21 protein-coding genes are annotated in these 21,536 nt (G+C 67.5%); 8 read left to right on the plus strand and 13 right to left on the minus strand.

Features of this window, described 5'->3' with window-relative positions:
* The first annotated feature begins 33 nt into the window (after positions 1 to 33).
* The 5 genes from ABB34_RS04105 to ABB34_RS04125 all read left to right on the plus strand — a co-directional run bounded on the left by ABB34_RS04105 (position 34) and on the right by ABB34_RS04125 (position 5,866).
* Entirely contained in the window at positions 34 to 1,338 is a 1,305-nt protein-coding gene (locus ABB34_RS04105) for an ABC transporter permease (RefSeq protein WP_057639984.1), read from the plus strand.
* 34 nt (positions 1,339 to 1,372) lie between these two features.
* Positions 1,373 to 2,596 carry an ABC transporter permease gene (locus ABB34_RS04110; protein ID WP_057639985.1) on the plus strand — a complete coding sequence of 408 codons (1,224 nt, stop codon included), beginning with the start codon at positions 1,373 to 1,375 and terminating at the stop codon, positions 2,594 to 2,596.
* Positions 2,597 to 2,609: 13 nt separating this feature from the next.
* Positions 2,610 to 3,089, plus strand: coding sequence for a nuclear transport factor 2 family protein (locus tag ABB34_RS04115; protein ID WP_057639986.1), 480 nt, complete (start codon positions 2,610 to 2,612; stop codon positions 3,087 to 3,089).
* Between the two features lie 79 nt (positions 3,090 to 3,168).
* Positions 3,169 to 4,509: a sigma-54-dependent transcriptional regulator gene (locus ABB34_RS04120; protein WP_057639987.1), complete on the plus strand. Its 1,341-nt coding sequence runs from the start codon at positions 3,169 to 3,171 to the stop codon at positions 4,507 to 4,509.
* 10 nt (positions 4,510 to 4,519) lie between these two features.
* Entirely contained in the window at positions 4,520 to 5,866 is a 1,347-nt protein-coding gene (locus ABB34_RS04125; protein WP_211258155.1) for a sensor histidine kinase, read from the plus strand.
* Between the two features lie 121 nt (positions 5,867 to 5,987).
* Here ABB34_RS04125 and glmU read toward each other — a convergent pair whose 3' ends face one another.
* A complete protein-coding gene (gene glmU / locus ABB34_RS04130) occupies positions 5,988 to 7,352 on the minus strand; it encodes a bifunctional UDP-N-acetylglucosamine diphosphorylase/glucosamine-1-phosphate N-acetyltransferase GlmU (RefSeq protein WP_057639989.1) in 1,365 nt (454 codons plus the stop codon).
* A 134-nt stretch (positions 7,353 to 7,486) separates the two neighbouring features.
* On the opposite strand from glmU, the gene ABB34_RS04135 reads away from it, so the two are divergent.
* Positions 7,487 to 7,870, plus strand: coding sequence for a GtrA family protein (locus ABB34_RS04135; protein WP_057639990.1), 384 nt, complete (start codon positions 7,487 to 7,489; stop codon positions 7,868 to 7,870).
* Between the two features lie 164 nt (positions 7,871 to 8,034).
* Here the strand turns inward: ABB34_RS04135 and ABB34_RS04140 are convergent, their stop codons facing one another.
* The 9 genes from ABB34_RS04140 to ABB34_RS04180 form a co-directional block, all read right to left on the minus strand.
* Positions 8,035 to 8,457, minus strand: a complete 423-nt coding sequence (locus ABB34_RS04140) for a F0F1 ATP synthase subunit epsilon (RefSeq protein WP_057639991.1) — start codon at positions 8,455 to 8,457, stop codon at positions 8,035 to 8,037.
* A gap of 119 nt (positions 8,458 to 8,576) precedes the next feature.
* Complete coding sequence (gene atpD, locus ABB34_RS04145; RefSeq protein WP_057639992.1) at positions 8,577 to 9,983, minus strand: F0F1 ATP synthase subunit beta; 1,407 nt, start codon at positions 9,981 to 9,983, stop codon at positions 8,577 to 8,579.
* A gap of 37 nt (positions 9,984 to 10,020) precedes the next feature.
* The gene (atpG, locus tag ABB34_RS04150; RefSeq protein ID WP_057639993.1) at positions 10,021 to 10,884 is read right to left on the minus strand and encodes a F0F1 ATP synthase subunit gamma; all 864 of its coding nucleotides are present in this window, start codon (positions 10,882 to 10,884) and stop codon (positions 10,021 to 10,023) included.
* A 79-nt stretch (positions 10,885 to 10,963) separates the two neighbouring features.
* On the minus strand, positions 10,964 to 12,511 hold the full coding sequence (atpA, locus tag ABB34_RS04155; protein ID WP_057640002.1) for a F0F1 ATP synthase subunit alpha: 1,548 nt from the start codon (positions 12,509 to 12,511) through the stop codon (positions 10,964 to 10,966).
* 44 nt (positions 12,512 to 12,555) lie between these two features.
* Positions 12,556 to 13,083: a F0F1 ATP synthase subunit delta gene (locus tag ABB34_RS04160; protein ID WP_057639994.1), complete on the minus strand. Its 528-nt coding sequence runs from the start codon at positions 13,081 to 13,083 to the stop codon at positions 12,556 to 12,558.
* 3 nt (positions 13,084 to 13,086) lie between these two features.
* Entirely contained in the window at positions 13,087 to 13,557 is a 471-nt protein-coding gene (locus ABB34_RS04165; RefSeq protein WP_057639995.1) for a F0F1 ATP synthase subunit B, read from the minus strand.
* A gap of 113 nt (positions 13,558 to 13,670) precedes the next feature.
* Positions 13,671 to 13,973: a F0F1 ATP synthase subunit C gene (gene atpE / locus ABB34_RS04170; RefSeq protein WP_057639996.1), complete on the minus strand. Its 303-nt coding sequence runs from the start codon at positions 13,971 to 13,973 to the stop codon at positions 13,671 to 13,673.
* Positions 13,974 to 14,049: 76 nt separating this feature from the next.
* A complete protein-coding gene (gene atpB / locus ABB34_RS04175) occupies positions 14,050 to 14,847 on the minus strand; it encodes a F0F1 ATP synthase subunit A (RefSeq protein ID WP_057639997.1) in 798 nt (265 codons plus the stop codon).
* Positions 14,848 to 14,873: 26 nt separating this feature from the next.
* The gene (locus tag ABB34_RS04180) at positions 14,874 to 15,239 is read right to left on the minus strand and encodes a hypothetical protein (protein ID WP_211258154.1); all 366 of its coding nucleotides are present in this window, start codon (positions 15,237 to 15,239) and stop codon (positions 14,874 to 14,876) included.
* A 445-nt stretch (positions 15,240 to 15,684) separates the two neighbouring features.
* Between ABB34_RS04180 and ABB34_RS04185 the strand changes: the two genes are divergently transcribed.
* Complete coding sequence (locus ABB34_RS04185; RefSeq protein ID WP_057639999.1) at positions 15,685 to 16,512, plus strand: hypothetical protein; 828 nt, start codon at positions 15,685 to 15,687, stop codon at positions 16,510 to 16,512.
* A 109-nt stretch (positions 16,513 to 16,621) separates the two neighbouring features.
* On the opposite strand, the gene lpdA is transcribed toward ABB34_RS04185, so the two are convergent.
* The 3 genes from lpdA to ABB34_RS04200 form a co-directional block, all read right to left on the minus strand.
* A complete protein-coding gene (lpdA, locus tag ABB34_RS04190; RefSeq protein WP_057640000.1) occupies positions 16,622 to 18,427 on the minus strand; it encodes a dihydrolipoyl dehydrogenase in 1,806 nt (601 codons plus the stop codon).
* A gap of 16 nt (positions 18,428 to 18,443) precedes the next feature.
* Positions 18,444 to 19,820 (minus strand): dihydrolipoyllysine-residue acetyltransferase, encoded by a 1,377-nt coding sequence (gene aceF, locus ABB34_RS04195; protein WP_083490052.1) that lies wholly within the window; start codon positions 19,818 to 19,820, stop codon positions 18,444 to 18,446.
* Positions 19,821 to 20,017: 197 nt separating this feature from the next.
* Complete coding sequence (locus ABB34_RS04200; RefSeq protein WP_057640003.1) at positions 20,018 to 20,557, minus strand: DNA-deoxyinosine glycosylase; 540 nt, start codon at positions 20,555 to 20,557, stop codon at positions 20,018 to 20,020.
* A gap of 210 nt (positions 20,558 to 20,767) precedes the next feature.
* Here ABB34_RS04200 and ABB34_RS04205 point away from each other — a divergent pair, with 210 nt between their 5' ends.
* Positions 20,768 to 21,406: an OmpW/AlkL family protein gene (locus ABB34_RS04205; protein WP_057640001.1), complete on the plus strand. Its 639-nt coding sequence runs from the start codon at positions 20,768 to 20,770 to the stop codon at positions 21,404 to 21,406.
* Positions 21,407 to 21,536 lie beyond the last annotated feature (130 nt).

Here is a 21,536-nt window from a genome sequence, read left to right on the forward strand (position 1 = left end):
CCCGGAGGGAGAAGGAAACACAAGGAGCCCACCATGCTCGCCTACTACTTCAAGCTGGCTCTGCGCAGCTTCCGCCGCAACAAGGTGCTCACCGCGCTGATGGTGCTGGCCATCGCCCTGGGCATCGGCGCGGCGATGACCACGCTCACCGTGTTCAAGGTGCTCTCCGGCGACCCCATCCCGCACAAGAGCGAACGCCTGTTCTACGTGCAGCTCGACGCCTACACCCGCGAGGGCTACAAGCCCGGCGAGGAGCCGGAAGGGCAGCTGACCCGCTTCGACGCCGAGGAACTGCTGCGGCAGAAGAAGGCGCCGCGGCAGGCGATGATGACCGGCGGCGGCGGCATCGTCGATCCGCGGGTGGATGCGCTCAAGCCGTTCAGCGTCGGCATGCGCTACACCTCCGGCGACTTCTTCCCGATGTTCGACACCCCATTCCTGTACGGCCAGGGCTGGAGCGGCGCCGAGGACACGGGCCACGCGCGGGTGGCGGTGATCAGCCGCACCCTCAACGACAAGCTGTTCAAGGGCGCCAACAGCGTCGGCCGCGACGTGCTGGTCGAAGGCCACGCGCTGCGCGTCGTCGGCGTGCTCGACGACTGGAAGCCGCAGCCGCTGTTCTACGACCTGTTCGTCGGCCGCTACGACCGCCAGGAAGACGTGTTCGTGCCGTTCTCCACCTCGCGCGACCTGGAGCTGGACCGCAACGGCAACATGAACTGCTTCGGCCGCGAGATCGTCAACGACGCCACCGCGCTGAACGTGCCCTGCGCCTGGATCCAGTACTGGGTGGAGCTGGATTCGGCCGCCGACGCGCCCGCGTTCAAGGCCTACCTGGACAACTACTCCGACCAGCAGCGCGCCGCCGGCCGCTTCGAGCGCCCGGCCAACACCCGCCTGCGCAACGTGATGGAGCTGCTGGAATTCCGCAACGTGGTGCCCGGCGACGTGCGCCTGCAGATGTGGCTGGCGTTCGGCTTCCTGCTGGTGTGCCTGGTCAACACCGTGGGCCTGCTGCTGGCCAAATTCCTGCGTCGCAGCGGCGAGATCGGCGTGCGCCGCGCGCTCGGCGCCAGCCGCACGGAGATCTTCAAGCAATGCCTGGTCGAGGCCGGGACGATCGGCCTGGCCGGCGGCATGCTGGGCCTGCTGCTGGCATTGGGCGGACTGTGGGCGGTGCGCCAGCGCCCGGCCGACTACGCCTCGCTGGCCCACCTGGACGGCTCGATGCTGCTGCTGACCTTCGCCCTGGCCATCGCCGCCAGCCTGCTGGCCGGCATCCTGCCGGCGTGGCGGGCGATGCAGGTGGCCCCGGCCGTGCAGCTCAAGACGCAGTGACCCCTCTGCCCATCTGAAAACCCCGGAGTCCCACATGGAAATCCGCCCGATCCTTTCCACCCTGTCGCGCCACAAGACCGCCGCGGCGCTGATCGTGCTGGAGATCGCACTGAGCTGCGCGATCATCTGCAACGCGCTGTTCATCGTCACCCAGCGCCTGGAAACCCTCAACCTCGCCAGCGGCATCGACGACGACCGGCTGATCGAGATCGGCCTGAGCGGCATCGGCCAGCAGACCGACGGCGACGCCCGCACCGCCGAGGACCTGGCCTCGCTGCGTGCCGTCCCCGGCGTCGAGCGCGTGGCCATCACCAACCAGTTGCCGTTCCAGAACGGCAGCTGGAACACCTCGCTCTCGCTCACCCCCGAGCAGGAGGTGCCCACGCTCAACGCCACCCAGTACATGGTCAGCGAAGGCGCGCTGGCCACCATGGGCCTGAAACTGGTCGCCGGCCGCGACTTCAACGCCGACGAGTACAAAAGCAATGACGCGCTGCGCGAGGTGGAGGACGTCAGCGGCCTGCGCTCGGCGATCATCGTCAGCAAGGCGGCCGCCGACAGGATGTTTCCGGACGGCGGCGCGGTCGGCAAGACCGTCTATATGGCCAACATCCAACTGACCATCATCGGCGTGGTGGACACCCTGCTGCGGCCGAACATGCAGAGCAACAACCGCACCTATTCGGTGGTGTTTCCGATCCGCATGAACTTCTCCAACGGCGGCCGCTACCTGATCCGCGTGGCCGAACCGGCACGCCGCGCCGAGGTGCTCGAACAGGCGCTGGCGGCGCTGGACCGCAACGATCCCAACCGCCTGGTCTGGCGCAAGCTCACCTTCGAGCAGGGCCGCGCCGACTACTTCGCCAACGACCGCGACATGGTCGGCCTGCTGCTGATCGTGTGCGGCCTGTTGCTGCTGGTGACCGCGCTGGGCATCGTCGGCCTGGCCAGCTTCTGGGTGCAGCAGCGCACCAAGCAGATCGGCATCCGCCGCGCGCTCGGTGCGACCAAGGGCCAGATCCTGCGTTATTTCCAGACCGAGAACTTCCTGCTGGCGACCATCGGCATCGTGCTCGGCATGCTGCTGGCCTACCTGCTCAACCAATGGCTGATGGGCCGCTACGAATTGCCGCGCCTGCCGCTGCTGTACCTGCCCATCGGCGCGGCGGCGCTGTGGCTGCTGGGGCAAGTATCGGTGTTCGGCCCGGCCCGGCGCGCGGCGTCCATCCCGCCGGCCGTGGCCACGCGCAGCACCTGATGCCGGAACCGCCATGAACAAGCCCGCCCTGCACCTGCTGCCGCTGCTGCTGGCCTTGCCCGCCGCCGCACCGGCGGCCGGCGACCTCGCCGCCACCATCGCCACGCTCGACCGTGCCGTGTTCGACAGCTTCAACCACTGCAGCGACCCGGCGCAGTTGCAGCGGCACGCCGATTACTTCGACCCGGCGGTCGAGTTCTACCACGACACCGGCGGCGTCACCCGGACCCGCGAGGCGATGCTGGAAAACACCCGCAAGCACGCCTGCGGCCGCTACACCCGCGAATTGGTGGAAGGCAGCCTGCAGGTGTTCCCGATCAAGGATTTCGGCGCCATCGCCCAAGGCAGCCACCGCTTCTGCGACATCGCCGGCGGCAAGTGCGAGGGGCTGGCCGACTTCACCATGCTCTGGCACCTGCACGACGGCCAATGGACCCTCACCCGCGTGCTGAGCTACGGCCATCGCGCGGCCGCGGCGGCCGGACAACCCTGAAGCACATGTCCCCTGCCAGCGCGGGCCGCAACGTGTAAGGTCTGCGCTTCCCTTTCCACTCCCACCCTTGCAAGCCCCGATGCCGCAGATCCTGATCATCGACGACAACAGCGCCGTGGCCACCGCACTGGACGTGCTGTTCTCGCTGCACGACATCGAGACCCGCCACGCCGCCTCGCCCGCGCAGGGGCTGGCGATGCTCGAAGAGCAGGAGTTCGACCTGGTGATCCAGGACATGAACTTCACCGCCGACACCACCTCCGGCGACGAGGGCCGCGCGCTGTTCGGGCAGATCCGCGACGCGCACCCGGACCTGCCGGTGATCCTGCTCACCGCCTGGACCCACCTGGACAGCGCGGTGGAACTGGTCAAGGCCGGCGCCGCCGACTACCTGGCCAAGCCGTGGGACGACGGCCGCCTGCTGACCACGGTCAACAACCTGCTGGAGCTGGCCGAAACCCGCCGCGAGCTGGCGCGCCGTCGCCAGCGCGAACTGCGCCAGCAGACCAGCCTGCGCGAGCGCTACGACCTGCGCGGGGTGGTGTTCGCCGACCCGGCCAGCGAACGGGTCATCGCGCTGGCCTGCCAGGTGGCGCGCTCGGAGCTGCCGGTGCTGATCACCGGCCCCAACGGCGCCGGCAAGGAGAAGATCGCCGAGATCATCCAGGCCAACTCCGGCAAGCGCGGCGGCCCGTTCGTCGCGCTGAACTGCGGCGCGATTCCTTCCGAACTGATCGAAGCCGAGTTGTTCGGCGCCGAGGCCGGTGCCTATACCGGCGCCAACAAGGCGCGCGAAGGCAAGTTCGAGGCGGCCGATGGCGGCACGCTGTTCCTCGACGAGATCGGCAACCTGTCGCTCACCGGGCAGATGAAGCTGCTGCGGGTGCTGGAAACCGGCCGCTTCGAGCGCCTGGGCGCCAACCGCGAGCGCCAGGTGAAGGTGCGCGTGGTCAGCGCCACCAACGCCGACCTGCCGGCGATGATCCGCGACGGCAGCTTCCGCGAGGACCTCTACTACCGCCTCAACACCGTCGAGCTGGCGCTGCCGGCGCTGGGCGAGCGGCGCGAGGACATCCTGCCGCTGGCCCGCCATTTCCTCGGCGACGACGGCAAGCCGCTGTCGCCGCAGGCCGCGCAGGCGCTGCAACGCCATAACTGGCCGGGCAACGTGCGCGAACTGCGCAACGTGATCCAGCGCGCCAGCCTGCTGGCGCAGGGGCCGCGCATCGAAGCGGCCGACCTCAACCTGCCGCGTGCACCGCAGCGCCCCACCGCGCCGGCCGACGAACCGGACCGCGCGCGCATCGTCGCCGCATTGGAACGCGCCGGCGGCGTCATTGCCCAGGCTGCCGCCGACCTCGGCCTGAGCCGGCAGGCGCTGTACCGGCGCATGGACCGCCACGGCATCCCCCGCGAATGAAACGACCATGTTGAAGACACGCTCGTTCACCTTCCGCCTGTTCCTGCGCCTGCTGCCGGTGCTGGGGCTGGCCGCGGCCATGCCGTGGCTGCTGGCGTACTGGATGGACCGCGGCTGGCTGGTCGCCACGGCATCGACGGTGCTGCTGCTGGCGCTGATGTGGTGGACGCTGCGCCGCGCCACCGCGCCGATCCGCTCGCTGCTGCGCGCGCTGGCCGGCATCACCAGCAGCTACCGCGACGGCGAATACAACTTCGGCGTGCACTGGCGCGGCAACGACGAACTGGCACAACTGGTGAAGGCCCACGCCGAGCTGGGCGACGTGCTGCGCGAGCAACGCCAGTCGCTGGTGCAGCGCGAGCTGTTGCTGGACACGATGGTGCAGAACACGCCGGTGGCGATGCTGCTGCTGGCCGACGGCGGCGACGGCGTGCAGCGCGTGGCGTTCTCCAACCTTGCCGCGCGCAAGCTGCTGCATGGCGGCTGGAAGCTGGAAGGCAAGCGCATGCACGAGCTGCTGGAGAACATGCCGGTGGAACTGCGCAACGCCATCGCCCGCGGCGGCGACAGCCTGTTCGCGGTGCGCGAGGAAGGTGGCGACGAGGACGACGAGCAGGTCTACCACCTGTCGCGGCGCAGCTTCCACCTCAACGGCCGCCCGCACGAACTGCTGCTGCTGCGCCTGCTGACCGCCGAGCTGCGGCGGCAGGAAGTGCAGACATGGAAGAAGGTCATCCGCGTCATCAGCCACGAGCTGAACAATTCGCTGGCGCCGATCGCCTCGCTGGCCCACTCCGGCGCCGAGTTGGTACGGCGCGGCCGCAACGACCGGCTGGAGGACATCTTCGCCACGGTCGAGGAGCGCGCGCGCCATCTGGAAGGCTTCATCCGCGGCTACGCGCGCTTCGCCAAGCTGCCGCAACCGCAGTTGCAGACCATCGGCTGGGCCGCGTTCCTCGGCGGGCTGCAGCAGCAGATTCCCTTCCGCATGGCGCCGCCTGCCGAAGACCTGCACAGCCGCATCGATCCGGCGCAGTTCTCGCAGGCGCTGCTGAACCTGCTGAAGAACGCGCACGAGGCCAGCGCCGACAACGGCATCGACGCCGACGACGCGGTGGAAGTGCGGCTGGCGCGGTTGCCGCACTGGCTGCGCATCGAGGTGCTGGACCGCGGCAGCGGCATGAACGAGGCGGTGCTGCAGAACGCGCTGATGCCGTTCTATTCGACCAAGCGCAACGGCACCGGCCTGGGCCTGGCGCTGACCCGCGAGATCGTCGAGGCGCACGACGGCCGCATCTCGCTGCAGAACCGCAACGACGGCGGCCTGTGCGTGACCATCCTGCTGCCGGCCGCCTGAGCTCGACGCCGGCTGGAGCGGTCCCGGCGGCTACTCTGCAAGGGTAGGTCGGGGTTACATCCCCGACGCTTGATGTCTGGATGCGCAAGGCGTCGGGGATGTAACCCCGACCTACGCGCCTTTACTTTTTCACCGGCCGCTTCCAGCCTTCGATGGTCTGCTGGCGGCTGCGCGCCACGGTCAGCTTGCCTTCCGGCGCATCGCGGGTGATCACCGAGCCGGCACCAATGGTCGCGCCGTCCGCCAGCGTCACCGGCGCCACCAGCGCGCTGTTGGAACCCACGAACACCTTGTCGCCGATGGTGGTGCGGAACTTGTTCACGCCGTCGTAGTTGCAGGTGATGGTACCGGCGCCGATGTTGGTGCCGCTGCCGATCACCGCATCGCCCAGGTAGGTCAGGTGGTTGGCCTTGCTGCCCTTGCCCAGCGTGGTCTTCTTCGTTTCCACGAAGTTGCCCACGTGCACGCCGTCGGCCAGCACCGTGCCCGGGCGCAGCCGTGCGAACGGGCCGATCTGCGCCGCGCCCTCGCTGACCACGCCTTCCAGGTCGCAGTGCGGCCGCACCACGGTGCCGGCGCCGAGCCTGACGTCCTTCAGCCGTACGAACGCGCCGATGCTGACGCCGTCGCCCAGCTCGACCTCGCCCTCCAGCACCACGTTGGCGTCGATCTGCACGTCGGCCCCGGCCCTGACCGTGCCGCGCTGGTCGAAGCGCGACGGGTCCAGCAGGCGCACGCCCTGCGCGCACAGCGCACGCGCCGCGCGCAGCTGCCAGGCGCGCTCCAGCTGCGCCAGCTGCCACGGGTCGTTGGCGCCTTCGGCCTCCTGCGGATCGGCCACGTGCACCAGCGTGGCCGGCGTGTATTCGGCCGTGGCCGCGGCGAACACGTCGGTCAGGTAATACTCGCCCTGCGCGTTGGCGTTGGACAGGCCCGACAACCAGCGCCGCAACGCGGTGGATTCGGCGGTGACGATGCCGGTATTCACCGTGCGGATGCGCTTCTGCTCGTCGTCGGCATCCTTCTGCTCGACGATGGCCGCGACCTTGCCCTCGGCATCGCGCACGATGCGGCCATAGCCGGTCGGGTCGTCCAGGTCGGCCACCAGCACCGCCAGCCGCGGCGCGCCATGCAGCAGCGCGCGCAGCGTATCGGCGCGGATCAGCGGTACGTCGCCATACAGCACCAATACCTGCGCCGTGTCCGGAACGGCCGGCATCGCCTGCTGCACGGCATGGCCGGTGCCCAACTGCTGCACCTGTTCGGCCCAGTTCAAGTCCGCCTGGTCGGCAAACGCCGCGCGCACCGCCTCGCCGCCGTGGCCATGCACCACGTGGATGCCCGCCGGCTGCAACTGTCGCGCGGTGTCGATCACGTGCGCCAGCATCGGCCGCCCGGCCACCGGCTGCAGCACCTTGGGCAGCGCCGACTGCATGCGCTTGCCGGCGCCGGCGGCGAGGATGATCACGTGCAACGGCTGGGTCATGTCGGCGGATTTCCTGTAAACGATGGAGCAATTCTAGTGAACCTCTCCCCGCCTGCGTGAAGCACGCATTCCCCGCCGCGGGAATCCGCCGGCAACCGGTAACATGGCCGCCGGTCCCGTCGCCCAGGAATCCAATGAGCCTGTTCCGGCAAGGCAGCCAGTACCTCGCCATCGGCCTGCTGCAGTTGTCGCTGGACTGGCTGGTATTCGTCGCCGCCACCGCCGCCGGCCTGCCTGCGATCCCCGGCAACCTGCTCGGCCGCGTCAGCGGCGCGCTGCTCGGCTTCTGGCTCAATGGCCGTTATACCTTCGCCAGCGGCGACGAACGGCGCCACGGCTGGGGCCGGTTCGCGCGCTTCCTCGGGCTGTGGCTGTTGATGACCGCCATCAGCACCTGGCTGGTGGCGCTGGTCGCGCATGCGCTGGGTTTGCAGATGGCCTGGCTGGCCAAGCCGGTGGTCGAGGGTGCGCTGGCCGCGGCGAACTTCTTTCTGCTGCGGCACGTGGTCTATCGCTGAGCCCCCCGTAGGAGCGCACCTTGGTGCGCGATGGCTTCACCGGGAAAGCCCCATCGCGCACCAAGGTGCGCTCCTACGGGAAACCATCAAATACTTCTTCTCTTGATGCACCAACGAAAAACGCCGGGCAAGCCCGGCGTTTTCCTGTTCCAGCATGCCCGCACTCAGTGCTTGAGGTTGCGGCGCAGGCGCTCCAGCGCCTGCAACTGCGCGGTGATCTCGGCCAGCTTCTGCTGCGCCTCGGCCAGCTCCATCGCCTCGCCGCGGTGGGCCAGCACGCGCTCGGCTTCTTCCTTGGCCTTGCGCACCGCGGCCTCGTCGATGTCGGTGGCGCGGATGGCGGTGTCGGCCAGCACGGTCACGACCTGCGGCTGCACTTCGAGGATGCCGCCGGAAATGGCGAAATCCAGCTGCTCGCCGCCCGGCATGGTGACCACGACCTTGCCCGGCTTCAGGCGGGTTATCAGCGGCGCGTGCTTGGGCGCGATGCCCAGCTCGCCCAGCTCACCGGTGGCCACGACCAGGGTGGCCTCGCCACTGAAGATCTGCTGCTCGGCGCTGACGATGTCGCAACGGATGGTGCTCATGGTTTGGTTCTCAAAAGCGGGGAACAGGGAACGGGAAACGGGGAATGCGGGTCCACCGCGGCAGGCCCGTGGAACCGGGAACGTTCATTCCCCGATCCCGGTTCCCGCTCCAGCCTTCCTCAGGCCTTCTCGGCCATCTTCTTGGCCTTCTCGACCGCTTCCTCGATGCCGCCGACCATGTAGAACGCCTGCTCCGGCAGGTGGTCGTACTCGCCATCGACGATGCCCTTGAAACCACGGATGGTTTCCTTCAGCGGCACGTACTTGCCCGGCGAGCCGGTGAACACTTCGGCCACGTGGAACGGCTGGCTGAAGAAGCGCTCGATCTTGCGCGCGCGCGACACGGCCTGCTTGTCTTCTTCGGACAGTTCGTCCATGCCCAGGATCGCGATGATGTCCTTCAGCTCCTTGTACTTCTGCAGGGTCTGCTGGACGCGCTGGGCGGTGTCGTAGTGCTCGTGGCCGATGACCTGCGGGTCCATCTGGCGCGAGGTCGAGTCCAGCGGGTCCACCGCCGGGTAGATGCCCAGCGAGGCGATCGAGCGCGACAGGGTCACGGTCGAGTCCAGGTGGGCGAAGGTGGTGGCCGGCGACGGGTCGGTCAGGTCGTCCGCGGGCACGTACACGGCCTGGATCGAGGTGATCGAACCGGTCTTGGTCGAGGTGATGCGCTCCTGCAGCACGCCCATTTCCTCGGCCAGGGTCGGCTGGTAGCCCACCGCCGACGGCATGCGGCCCAGCAGCGCCGACACTTCGGTACCGGCCAGCGTGTAGCGGTAGATGTTGTCGACGAACAGCAGCACGTCCTTGCCCTTGCCGTTGGCGTCCTTCTCGTCGCGGAAGTATTCGGCCATCGTCAGGCCGGTCAGGGCGACGCGCAGGCGGTTGCCCGGCGGCTCGTTCATCTGGCCGTAGACCATCGCCACCTTGTCGAGGACATTGGAGTCCTTCATCTCGTGGTAGAAGTCGTTGCCCTCGCGGGTACGCTCGCCCACGCCGGCGAACACGGACAGGCCCGAGTGCGCCTTGGCGATGTTGTTGATCAGCTCCATCATGTTGACGGTCTTGCCGACGCCGGCGCCGCCGAACAGGCCGACCTTGCCGCCCTTGGCGAACGGGCACATCAGGTCGATGACCTTGATGCCGGTTTCCAGCAGCTCGGTGGACGAGGACTGGTCTTCGTACGACGGCGCGGCGCGGTGGATTTCCCACGAATCGGAAGCGGCGACCGGGCCGGCCTCGTCGATCGGGCGGCCCAGCACGTCCATGATGCGCCCCAGGGTACCGGCGCCGACCGGCACCGAGATGGCGCGGTTGGTGTTGGTGGCCACCAGGTTGCGCTTCAGGCCGTCGGTGGAGCCCAGCGCGATGGTGCGGACCACGCCGTCACCCAGCTGCTGCTGCACTTCCAGCGTGATTTCGGTGTTGTCCACCTTCAGCGCGTCGTACACCTTCGGCACGTCGCTGCGCGGGAATTCGACGTCGACGACCGCGCCGATGATCTGAACGATCTTGCCCTGACTCATTGCTGCATCCTCTAATTGAATACTTTGTTTGCGCGCGTCAGACCGCTGCCGCGCCGCCGACGATTTCGGAGATTTCCTGGGTGATCGCCGCCTGGCGGGCCTTGTTGTAGACCAGTTGCAGGGTGCCGATCAGCTTGTTGGCGTTGTCGCTGGCCGCCTTCATCGCCACCATGCGTGCGGCATGCTCGGAAGCGACGTTTTCCAGCAGCGCCTGGTACACCAGCGACTCGATGTAGCGCGTGATCACGTGCTCGAGCACGGTCGCGGCATCGGGTTCGTACAGGTAGTCCCAGTCGTGCGAGGACACCTGCGACTGGCTGGCCGGCAACGGCAGCAGCTGGTCGAAGGTGGCCTTCTGCGTCATCGTGTTGACGAAGTGGTTGTAGACCAGGTAGACGCGGTCGACCTTGCCCTCGGTGAAGGCGTCGAGCATCACCTTGATCACGCCGATCAGCGTCTCCAGCTTCGGCACGTCGCCGATGTGGGTGACGCTGCCGACCATGTCCACGTTGACCCGGCGGAAGAACACGCTGGCCTTCTGGCCGATGGTCACCACGTCGATCCCGGCGCCCTTGTCCTGCCACTCGCGCATTTCGCCGACGGTCTTGCGGAACAGGTTGTTGTTCAGGCCGCCGGCCAAGCCGCGGTCGGACGAGATGACGATGTAGCCGACCCGCTTGACTTCGTTGCGCTCGACCAGGAACGGGTGCTGCACGTCGGTGCTGGCCTGGGCCAGGTGGCCGATCACCTGCTTCATCGCCTGCGCGTACGGACGCGAGGTCTTCATCCGGTCCTGCGCCTTGCGGATCTTGGAGGCCGAGACCATTTCGAGCGCGCGCGTCACCTTGCGGGTGTTCTGCACGCTCTTGATCTTGGTTTTGATTTCGCGTCCGCTTGCCATCTCTTATTCCCGTAGCGCGGGGGCATGCCCCCGCTTTTGTCACAGTGAAGCGGGGCCAGCGCCCCGCTCTACATGCGGCTTACCAGCTGCCGGTGGTCTTGAACTCGGCGATGCCCTGCTTGAAGGCCGCCTCGATCTCGTCGTTCCAGCCGCCGGTGGCGTTGATCTTGTTGATCAGCTCGCCCTGCGTGTTGGCGAAATGGGCGTGCAGGCCCTCTTCGAACGCCAGCAGCTTGCCCACCGGCACGTCGTCGAGGTAGCCCTCGTTGACGGCGTAGATCGACAGCGACTGGTTGGCGATCGACATCGGCGCGTACTGCTTCTGCTTCATCAGCTCGGTGACGCGCTGGCCGCGCTCCAGCTGCTTGCGGGTCGCTTCGTCCAGGTCCGAGGCGAACTGCGCGAACGCCGCCAGCTCGCGGTACTGCGCCAGCGCGATGCGGATGCCGCCGGACAGCTTCTTGATGATCTTGGTCTGCGCCGAACCACCGACGCGCGACACCGAGATGCCGGCGTTCACGGCCGGGCGGATGCCGGCGTTGAACAGGTCGGTTTCCAGGAAGATCTGGCCGTCGGTGATCGAGATCACGTTGGTCGGCACGAACGCGGACACGTCGCCGGCCTGGGTTTCGATGATCGGCAGCGCGGTCAGCGAGCCGGTCTTGCCGGTGACCTTGCCCTCGGTGAACTTCTCGACGTATTCCTCGGACACGCGCGCGGCGCGTTCCAGCAGGCGCGAGTGCAGGTAGAACACGTCGCCCGGGTAGGCTTCGCGGCCCGGCGGGCGCTTGAGCAGCAGCGAGATCTGGCGGTAGGCCACGGCCTGCTTGGAAAGGTCGTCATAGACGATCAGCGCGTCTTCGCCGCGGTCCATGAAGTACTCGCCCATCGTGCAGCCGGAGTAGGCGCTGATGTACTGCATCGCGGCCGACTCGGACGCGGTGGCGGCGACGACGATGGTGTGGGCCAGCGCGCCGTTCTCTTCAAGCTTGCGCACGATGTTGGCGACCGTCGAGGCCTTCTGGCCGATGGCGACGTACACGCACTTGATGCCGGTGCCCTTCTGGTTGATCACCGCGTCGATCGCCATCGCGGTCTTGCCGGTCTGGCGGTCGCCGATGATCAGCTCGCGCTGGCCGCGGCCGATCGGGATCATCGAGTCGACCGACTTGTAGCCGGTCTGCACCGGCTGGTCGACCGACTTGCGCCAGATCACGCCCGGGGCCACGCGCTCCACCGGCGCGGTCAGCTGGGCGCCCAGCGGGCCCTTGCCGTCGATCGGCTCGCCCAGCGCGTTGACCACGCGGCCGAGCAGTTCCGGGCCGACCGGCACCGACAGGATCTGGCCGGTGGTCTTGGCCACGTCGCCTTCGCGCAGGTGCTCGTAATCGCCCAGCACCACGGCGCCGACCGAGTCGCGCTCCAGGTTCAGCGCCAACGCGTAGGTGTTGTTCGGCAGTTCGATCATTTCGCCCTGCATCACGTCGGCCAGGCCGTAGATGCGCACGATGCCGTCGGACACCGAGGTCACGGTGCCTTCGTTGCGCGATTCCGCGGACAGGGCGACCTTCTCGATGCGGTTCTTGATCAGCTCGCTGATTTCGGAGGGGTTGAGCGTGTTGGCCATGGTCAAGTCCTAGTGCCGGCGGTCAGGCCGGACGTTAAATGAATTCAGTGGGCGAGCGCGGTCTGCAGGCGCGACAGCTTGCCCTTGAGCGAGCCGTCGATCACCACGTCGCCGGCGTCGATCACGGCGCCACCGATCAGCGAGGCGTCCACCGCGGTCGTCACTTCGACGTCGCGACCGAAACGCCTGCGCAGCGCGGCCTTGATCTTTTCCAGCTCCTCGCCCGACAGCTCGCCGGCCGAGGTCACGGTGGCCTTGACCACGTTCTCGGCATCGGCGCGCAGCTGCTCGAACAGGCCGGCGATTTCCGGCAGTTGCTGCAGGCGCTGCGATTCGGCCAGCAGGTCCAGAAAACGGCCGTAGCTCTCGCCGGCCGCTTCCGGGGCCAGCAGCGCGACCGCGTCGCCGCGCGCCAGTTCCGGATTCGACAGCAGGGCCGACACGCGCGGATCGGCGGCAACGCGGGCGGAGAACGCAAGCGCGTCCGACCACGGCGCGAACTTGCCGTCCTCGCGCGCAATCGCGAACGCGGCGCGGGCGTACGGGCGGGCAAGCGTGAGGGCCTGGCTCATCGATCAGATCTCCGCGGCCAGTTCGTCGAGCAGCGCCTTGTGGGCGTTGGCGTCGATCTCGCGCTTGAGCAGCTTCTCGGCACCGCTCACGGCCAGCGCCGACACCTGCCTGCGCAGATCCTCGCGGGCGCGGTTGGCGGCGGCGTCGATCTCGGCCTGGGCCAGTTCCTTCTGCCGGTTGGCTTCGGCGATGGCCTCGTTCTTGGCCGCCTCGACGATCTGGTTGGCGCGGGCATGGGCCTGGTCGATGATCTCGTTGGCCTTGCCGCGGGCTTCCTTCAGCGCCTCGTTGACCTTCACTTCGGCCTGGGCGAGGTCCTTCTGGCTGCGGTCGGCGGCGGCCAGGCCCTCGGCGATCTTCTGCTGGCGCTCCTCGATGGCGTTCATCAACGGCGGCCAGATCAGGGTCGCGATGATCCAGATCAGGGCGGCGAAGGCCAGGGCCTGCGCAATGAGGGTGAAATTGATATTCATGGGTTGGCTCAATCGCTGTATCGGGGTGGTCGCGCCGCCACTGCGGACGGCGCAACCAGACCTTCATCCGTGGCCGGGCGCATCACGCGCCCGGTCATCTCGCTGCAACCGGATCAGCCCGCCAGCTTGGCGGCTTCGGCCAGCAGGGCCGAGGCCAGCGGGTTGGCGAAGGCCAGCAGCAGGCCGACGGCGACCGAGATGATGAACGCGGCGTCGATCAGGCCGGCGGTGATGAACATGCGGACCTGCAGCACCGGGATCAGCTCCGGCTGGCGCGCGGCCGATTCCAGGAACTTGCCCGACATGATGGCCAGACCCAGACCGGCGCCCAGCGCGGCCAGGCCGATCATGATGCCGACGGCAAGGGCGGTGGAGCTCTGAACTTGGGCGAGATTGGTCAGGACGGCGAAGTACATGGTTTTCTCCAGGAACGAGGTAGCTAAGGGTGATGAAACGGATGAAGGGTGGAACCGGATTGAAGCTTTGGAACTCTTAGTGGCTGTCTTCCGACAGGCTCAGGTACACGATCGACAGCATCATGAAGATGAATGCCTGCAGCGGAATCACCAGCAGGTGGAACAGCATCCAGCCCAGGCCGAAGGTACCGCCGGCAAGGGCGCCGAAGAAGCCGGCGCCGCCCAGCACCCAGATCAGCAGGAACACGATCTCGCCGCCGAACATGTTGCCGAACAGTCGCATGGCCAGCGAGATCGGCTTGCTCAGCCATTCGACGATGTTGAGGATCAGGTTGAACGGCATCATCCACTTGCCGAACGGCGCGGTCAGGAATTCCTTGACGAAACCGACGATGCCCTTGGACTTCAGCGCGAAGAAGAACATCAGGAACAGCACGCTGATCGACATGCCCAGGGTGGCATTGACGTCGGCGGTGGGCACCGGCTTCCAGTAGTGGATGCCGACCCAGCCCAGCGGGATGGCGATGAAGTCGGCCGGGATCATCTTGACCGTGTTCATCAACAGGATCCAGAAGAAGATGGTGATCGCGATCGGCGTCACCAGCTTGCTCTTGCCGTGGTAGGTGTCCTTGGCCTGGCGGTCGACGAACTCCAGGCAGATCTCCACGAACGCCTGCCACTTGCCCGGCACGCCGGACGTGGCCTTGCGGGTGGCCAGCCAGAAGGCGAACACCATCAGCAGGCCCAGCAGCACCGCGGTAACGATGGTGTCGACGTGGATCGTCCAGAAGCCGCCGCCATCACCGACCGGGGAGGTCAGGTTCTGCAGGTGATGCTGGATATAGGTGGTAGGGGTTAGAGCCTCGCCCGCCATGAGTACCGGAACCTTTGTGAATTCGATCAACGCCTGGCCAAGGCCAGAACCTGGAACATCAGCGCCACCGGAATGCCCGCCAGCAACGCCAAGGGAGGAAGCCGCCACCAGACAAACGCCAGCACCAGCACGGCAACAACCAGCACCGTCTTCAGCACGAACGCCATGACCAGCCGCGCCAGTGCCGAACCGGCGGCCTGTACGCCGCCGCCGAGTGCCACCCACGCCGCCAGCAATCCCCCCGCCACCACCGCCAGGCCCGACACGAGCGCGCCGAGGGCGTAGCTTGGCCCCACCAGCAGGAAGGCCAAGGCCAGGACAGCCACTGCGGCCAGCGGATAGATCGCGGCGCGCAACATCAGTCGCCGACCCGCTTCAACGGAGTTCAGCACGTGGTAGGTCCTGCTTCATGGAACTAGGGGAAACGGACGGCACCGGATGGCGCCTCGTCGAGCCGTGAGAGTATAGCAGCGGGACATTTTGCGAGACAACCGCCACAGGGCATCCTTGCGGCCATGCAAGTTCCCGCAATTTCAGGAATTTTCGGGTCCGGGCGGATGACGCCCGGGACATCCGCCCGGACCCGGCGGCCGGGAACTTGCCGGGCGCCGCAGGGTCTGACCGCTGCGTCCGCCACCATCACCTCGTCGATGCCCGCGGTGGGCGCAGGGCAAGGCGGTGCTGCCGTTCCCTGCAGCACCGCCTTGCCGCATTCGCGGCGGCCATGTGCAGGCGACGTCCACATGCTTCCACACCATCTGCACGATGCGCTCACGCAGGTGGTACGCCGCATTGCGGATAGTCCATTGCTTTCCGGCAACAGCAGAAGGCAATGCAATGCGCAATCTCCGCTTGATTCCCGCGATCGCCGCCCCGTGCGCACTGGCGCTGGGCCTGTTCCACGCGCTGCCGGCGCATGCCGCCGAGGACGACCCGCGCTTCACCCTGCGCCTGGGCGCGATGAACATCGACTCGGACAACACGCTGCGCGGCAGTGGCGAGATCGACGGGCAAGCCGCCTCGTTCAGCGAGGACTTTTCGCTCGGCGGCAAGGAATGGGAGCCGCGCGTGGATGGCCTGTTCCGCCTCGGCGACCGCCAGCGGCTGATCTTCGACTACTTCAGGTACGACAAGGACCGGCGCGAGACGCTCGACGAGGGCGTCAGCTTCGGCGATGCCAGCGTGCCGGCCGGCAGCTTCGTCAAGGGCGAACTGAAATACCAGGTGGCCAGCCTGGTGTACGACTACTCGCTGGTCGACGCCGAGCAGTTCGACTTCGGCCTGCAGTTGGGCGCCGAGTACGCCAAGGTTTCCGGCAAGGCCTACGCCGACCTGGGCGACCTGTACCAGGGGCGCTTCCTGGACGAATCCACCGACGGCATCGCGCCGGTGGTCGGCGCGCGGCTGACCTTCACCCCGTCCGAGCACTGGTTGATCAACCTGCAGGGCCAGTACCTCAACACGCGCTGGGGCAGCTTCGACGACTACAAGGGCGACCTGAGCCGCGCCAACGCCATCGTGCAATACAACTTCAACCGCAACTTCGGCATCTTCGCCGGCTACGACTGGTTCAAGCTCGACGTCGACAAGCGCGGCAGCGACGGGATCGTCGGCCTGAAGCAGGAGTTCAAGGGGCCACTGGCCGGCGTCAGCCTGAGCTTCTGAAGCCGGCTTTCACCCGCTTGCATTCCGCGCTGGCGTGCGAAACCGGACGATGCTTTCGCACCCGCCAAGAAGAAAACCCCGGCGTTGCGCCGGGGTTTCCATCGAAGCCTTACTTCTTCTTCGGCAGGTACAGGTCGGTGATGGTGCCGTCGTAGATCTCCGAGGCCATCGCCACCGACTCGCTCAAGGTCGGGTGGGCGTGGATGGTGTGGCCGATGTCCTCGGCTTCGGCACCCATCTCGATGGCCAGGCAGATCTCGGCCAGCAACTCACCGGCATGCACGCCAACGATGGCGCCGCCGATGACGCGGTGGCTCTCCTCGTCGAACACCAGCTTGGTGAAGCCCTCGGTGCGGCCGATGCCGATGGCGCGGCCGCTGGCCGCCCACGGGAACTTGGCCACGCCGACCTTCAGGCCCCTAGCCTTGGCCTCGGTTTCGGTGACGCCGACCCAGGCGATTTCCGGGTTGGTGTAGGCCACCGACGGGATCACCCGCGCCACCCACTCCTTCTTCTCGCCGAACGCGACTTCCGCGGCCAGCTTGCCTTCGTGCGTGGCCTTGTGCGCCAGCATCGGGTTACCGACGACGTCGCCGATGGCGAAGATGTGCGGCACGTTGGTGCGCATCTGCCGGTCGACCGGGATGAAGCCGCGGTCGGTGACTTCCACGCCGGCCTTGTCGGCGTCGATCTTCCTGCCGTTCGGCGCGCGGCCTACTGCAACCAGCACGCGGTCGAAGGTGGCGCTTTCCAGCGCCGGCTTCTCGCCTTCGGCGGCGGCCTCGAAGGTCACCGTGATGCCCTTCTTGTCGGCGCTGACGCCCGATGCCTTGGTCTTGAGGTGGACGTCGATGCCCTGCTTCTTCAGGCGGTCGGCCAGCGGCTTGACCAGGTCCTTGTCGGCGCCCGGCATCAGCTGGTCCATGAACTCGACCACGGTGACCTTGGCACCGAGGGCGCCATAGACCGTCGCCATTTCCAGACCGATGATGCCGCCGCCAACGACCAGCAGGCTGCCCGGCACTTCGGCCAGTTCCAGCGCGTCGGTGGAATCCATCACCCGCTTGTCGTCCCACGGGAAGTTCGGCAGCTTCACCGCCTGCGAGCCGGCGGCGATGATGCACTGCTCGAAGCGCAGCAGCTGGGTCTTGCCGTCGTCGCCGGTGATCTCCAGCTCGTTGGCCGAGACGAACTTCGCCACGCCCTGCACGGTGCGCACCTTGCGCTGCCTGGCCATGCCGGCCAGGCCCTTGGTCAGCTGGCCGACGACCTTTTCCTTGTACTCGCGCAGCTTGTCCAGCGCGATGGTCGGCTTGCCGAAGGCGATGCCCAATTCGTCGGCATGCGCGGCGTGGTCGATGATCTCGGCCGCGTGCAGCAGTGCCTTGGACGGGATGCAGCCGACGTTGAGGCAGACGCCGCCGAGGCTGGCGTAGCGTTCGACCAGCACCGTGTCCATGCCCAGGTCGGCCGAGCGGAACGCGGCGGTGTAGCCACCGGGACCGGCGCCCAGCACCACCATGCGGCACTCGATGTCGGCGGTGCGGCCGCTGGACGGCAGCGCCTTGGCGGCCACCGCCGGGTCCGGCGCGCGGTGCGACGGCGTCACCGGCGGCTTGCTGCCCGGTGCCACCTTGTCGGCGGCCGGCGCGGGCGCTGCCGGCGTTGCGGCGGCGCCTTCGGTTTCCAGCAGCAGCACCACGTCGCCTTCGGACAGGGTGTCGCCGAGCTTGACCTTGACTTCCTTGACCACGCCGGCGGCCGAGGACGGCACTTCCAGCGTGGCCTTGTCCGACTCCAGCGTGACCAGCCCCTGGTCCTTGGCCACCGTGTCGCCGGCGGCGACCAGCACTTCGATGACCGGGACCTTGCTGTAGTCGCCGATGTCGGGAACCTTGATTTCAACCGTTGCCATTTCTTCGTTCCCTCGCTTACAGCAGCACGCGGCGCATGTCGGCCAGCACCTGCGACAGATAGGTGGTGAAGCGCGCGGCCAGCGCGCCATCGATGACGCGGTGGTCGTAGCTCAGCGACAGCGGCAGCAGCAGCTTCGGTGCGAACTCCTTGCCGTTCCAGACCGGTTGGATCGACGACTTGGACACACCGAGGATCGCCACTTCCGGTGCATTCACGATCGGCGTGAACGCGGTGCCGCCGATGCCGCCCAGCGAGCTGATCGAGAAGCAGCCGCCGCTCATTTCGGCCGGGCCCAGCTTGCCGTCGCGCGCCTTCTTCGCCAGTTCGCCGGTTTCCTGCGCGATCTGCACCACGCCCTTCTTGTCCACGTCACGGATGACCGGCACGACCAGGCCATTCGGGGTATCGGCGGCGAAGCCGATGTGGAAGTACTTCTTCAGCGTGAGGTTCTCGCCGGACGCGTCCAGCGAGGCGTTGAACTCGGGGAACTGCTTCAGGGCCGCGGCGCTGGCCTTGATCAGGAAGGCGAGCATGGTCAGCTTGACGCCGCTCTTGCTCTTCTCCGCTTCCTTGTTGAGCTGCACGCGCAGGGCTTCCAGCTCGGTGATGTCGGCCTGGTCGAACTGGGTGACGTGCGGGATCATCGCCCAGTTGCGGGCGAGGTTGGCGCCGGAAATCTTCTTGATCCGCGACAGTGGCTGGGTTTCGGTTTCGCCGAACTTGCTGAAATCCACCTTCGGCCACGGCAGCAGGTTCAGGCCGTTGCCGCCGCCCGCCGGCGCACCGGCAGCGACGCCACCGCCCAACGCGGCCTTGACGAACTTCTGCACGTCGCCCTTGGTGATGCGCCCGCCCTTTTCGGTACCGGTCAACTGCGACAGGTCCACGCCCAGCTCGCGGGCGAACACGCGCACCGCCGGACTGGCGTAAGGCACCTGCGACGGCAGCACGCCTTCGGCGTTGAACTGCACCGGCGGGGTGGCCGGCTTGCCGGCCGGCAGCGCCTGCTCCTGCGCGATCTCGCGCTGGGCCAGCTTGTCCGGCACCGGGGCCACGGCCACCGGCTCGACCCTGGCGCCGGTTTCGGCGGCGGGTTCGACCTTGGCCGGCGCGGCCGGGGCAGCGGCGGCGGCCGGCTTGGCGGCCTCCTCGGCCACCTCGATCAGCGCCACGACCTTGCCTTCGGACAAGGTGTCGCCGATCTTGACCTTCAGTTCCTTGACCACGCCGGCCACGGCCGACGGCACTTCCATCGTCGCCTTGTCCGACTCCAAGGTGACCAGGCCCTGGTCCTTGGCCACCGTGTCGCCGACGGCGACCAGCACCTCGATCACCGGAATGTCGCTGTAGTCACCGATATCGGGGACAAGTGCTTCCTTGATTTCGGCCATGAACTAACTCCAGCAACAGTGAGGGGGAAACCCCTATTGTGGCCCCCCGCGTGGCGCAGCGCCAACCTGCAGCATTGGATTCGCATACGTATGTCCATGGACAGGACCGGGCCATGCCGGCTCCCGCGGGACACTGGATGCGCGGCAGCTTCGGCGTTTGTCCCGCACCGGCCAGGAGGGACAGGCGCTCGCCGGCCTCAACCGCCGATTCGTTCCATTGGCAACCATTGCGACAGCTGCTGCCATTCGCCCAGCAGCCGTGGCAGCGACCATCCCGCGTTGGCCGGACTGGTGGACGGCAGTGCCAACACCGGCAGCGCTGCCGCACCGGCCGGCAGCGCGGGTTGCACGTGGCGCTTGAACGCCTGCGCGGCGGTGGCGCCGTTGCAGGCGATGGCCGCCAGTTGCGGCAAGCCCGCGATCAGTGCCGGCAGCGGGTTCGGCACCTCGCTGCCACGCACGATGGCCGCATCCAGGCTGCCGCGCCGCCGGCACTGGCCGATCACGTCCCACACGCCGATGCCGGCCCGCTGCACCAGCTCCATCCGTCGCGGGTAATCCACCAACTGCGGATCGAACCGGCATAGCGCACCCATCAACGGCCAGAAGCGATTGCGCGGATGCGCGTAGTAACGCGCGGCGTGCAGCGATGCCGCACCCGGCATCGAGCCCAGCACCAGCACCCGGCAATCCGCATTCACCTGCGCGGGCAGGCCCTGCAACAGCGTTTCGGTCATCACGCGCACCACAACTCGATGAACGGCAATTTCCCACGTTTGCCGCAACGACGCATGTTCCGGCGCTTCCGGCTGAACGCCATCGCATGAAAGCGACCATGCAGGGGCGGCGATTCATCTTGCCGCCGCTACGGTTTTCCCCGCCCCGCACAGAGGGCATCGACAACAACGACGCAATCCCGAAAGACATCAAGCAACGAGGAGTCCCCCATGCGCTCGATCAAGATTCTCAGCCTTGCCACCCTTGGCGCCCTGGCGCTGTCGTCCACCGCATTCGCGCAGGAAAGCGGCGACACCGCGTCGGGCAAGCATTTCGCCGTGGTTGGCGGCGTGGCCCTGCTGCAGCCCAAGGACAACCCGGCGCCCGGCCTGGACAAGTTCGACGGTGGCCCGGCGCCGACCCTGAGCGCAAGCTACTACTTCAACGACAACATCGCCGTCGAGCTGTGGGGCGCGGCCGACAAGTTCGACCACCGCGTGCGCGCCGACAACGTCGGCAAGGTCGGCACCGTCGAGCAGCAGCCGCTGGCGCTGAGCGCGCAGTACCACTTCGGCGCGGCCGACAACACCTTCCGCCCGTTCATCGGCGCCGGCTACTACGAGTCGAACTTCAGCAACGAGAAGATCGACGGCCTGTCCGCCAACGGCGACCACGTCGGCGTGGAAACCGCCAAGGGCGCCATCGGCACGCTCGGCCTGGACATGAACATCAACGCCACCTGGTTCGCCCGCGCCGACGCGCGCTACATGCACGCGCGCCCGGAGCTGCGCATGGCCGGCGCCGGCACCGGGCAGGACCTGAAGCTGGACCCGTGGACCGTGGGCTTCGGCATCGGCGCGCGGTTCTGATGTTCTGACCCGGCGGTAGAACAAAGCCCCTCTCCCCCCGGGGTGAGAGGGGCAGCTTGCGAACCATCGGTTCGCTGCCCCTCGAACGCCCTTGCGTCAGCGCAAGGGCCGGGGCGCGGAGCGGGGGTTG

Source organism: Stenotrophomonas daejeonensis, assembly GCF_001431505.1.
GTDB lineage: Bacteria > Pseudomonadota > Gammaproteobacteria > Xanthomonadales > Xanthomonadaceae > Stenotrophomonas > Stenotrophomonas daejeonensis.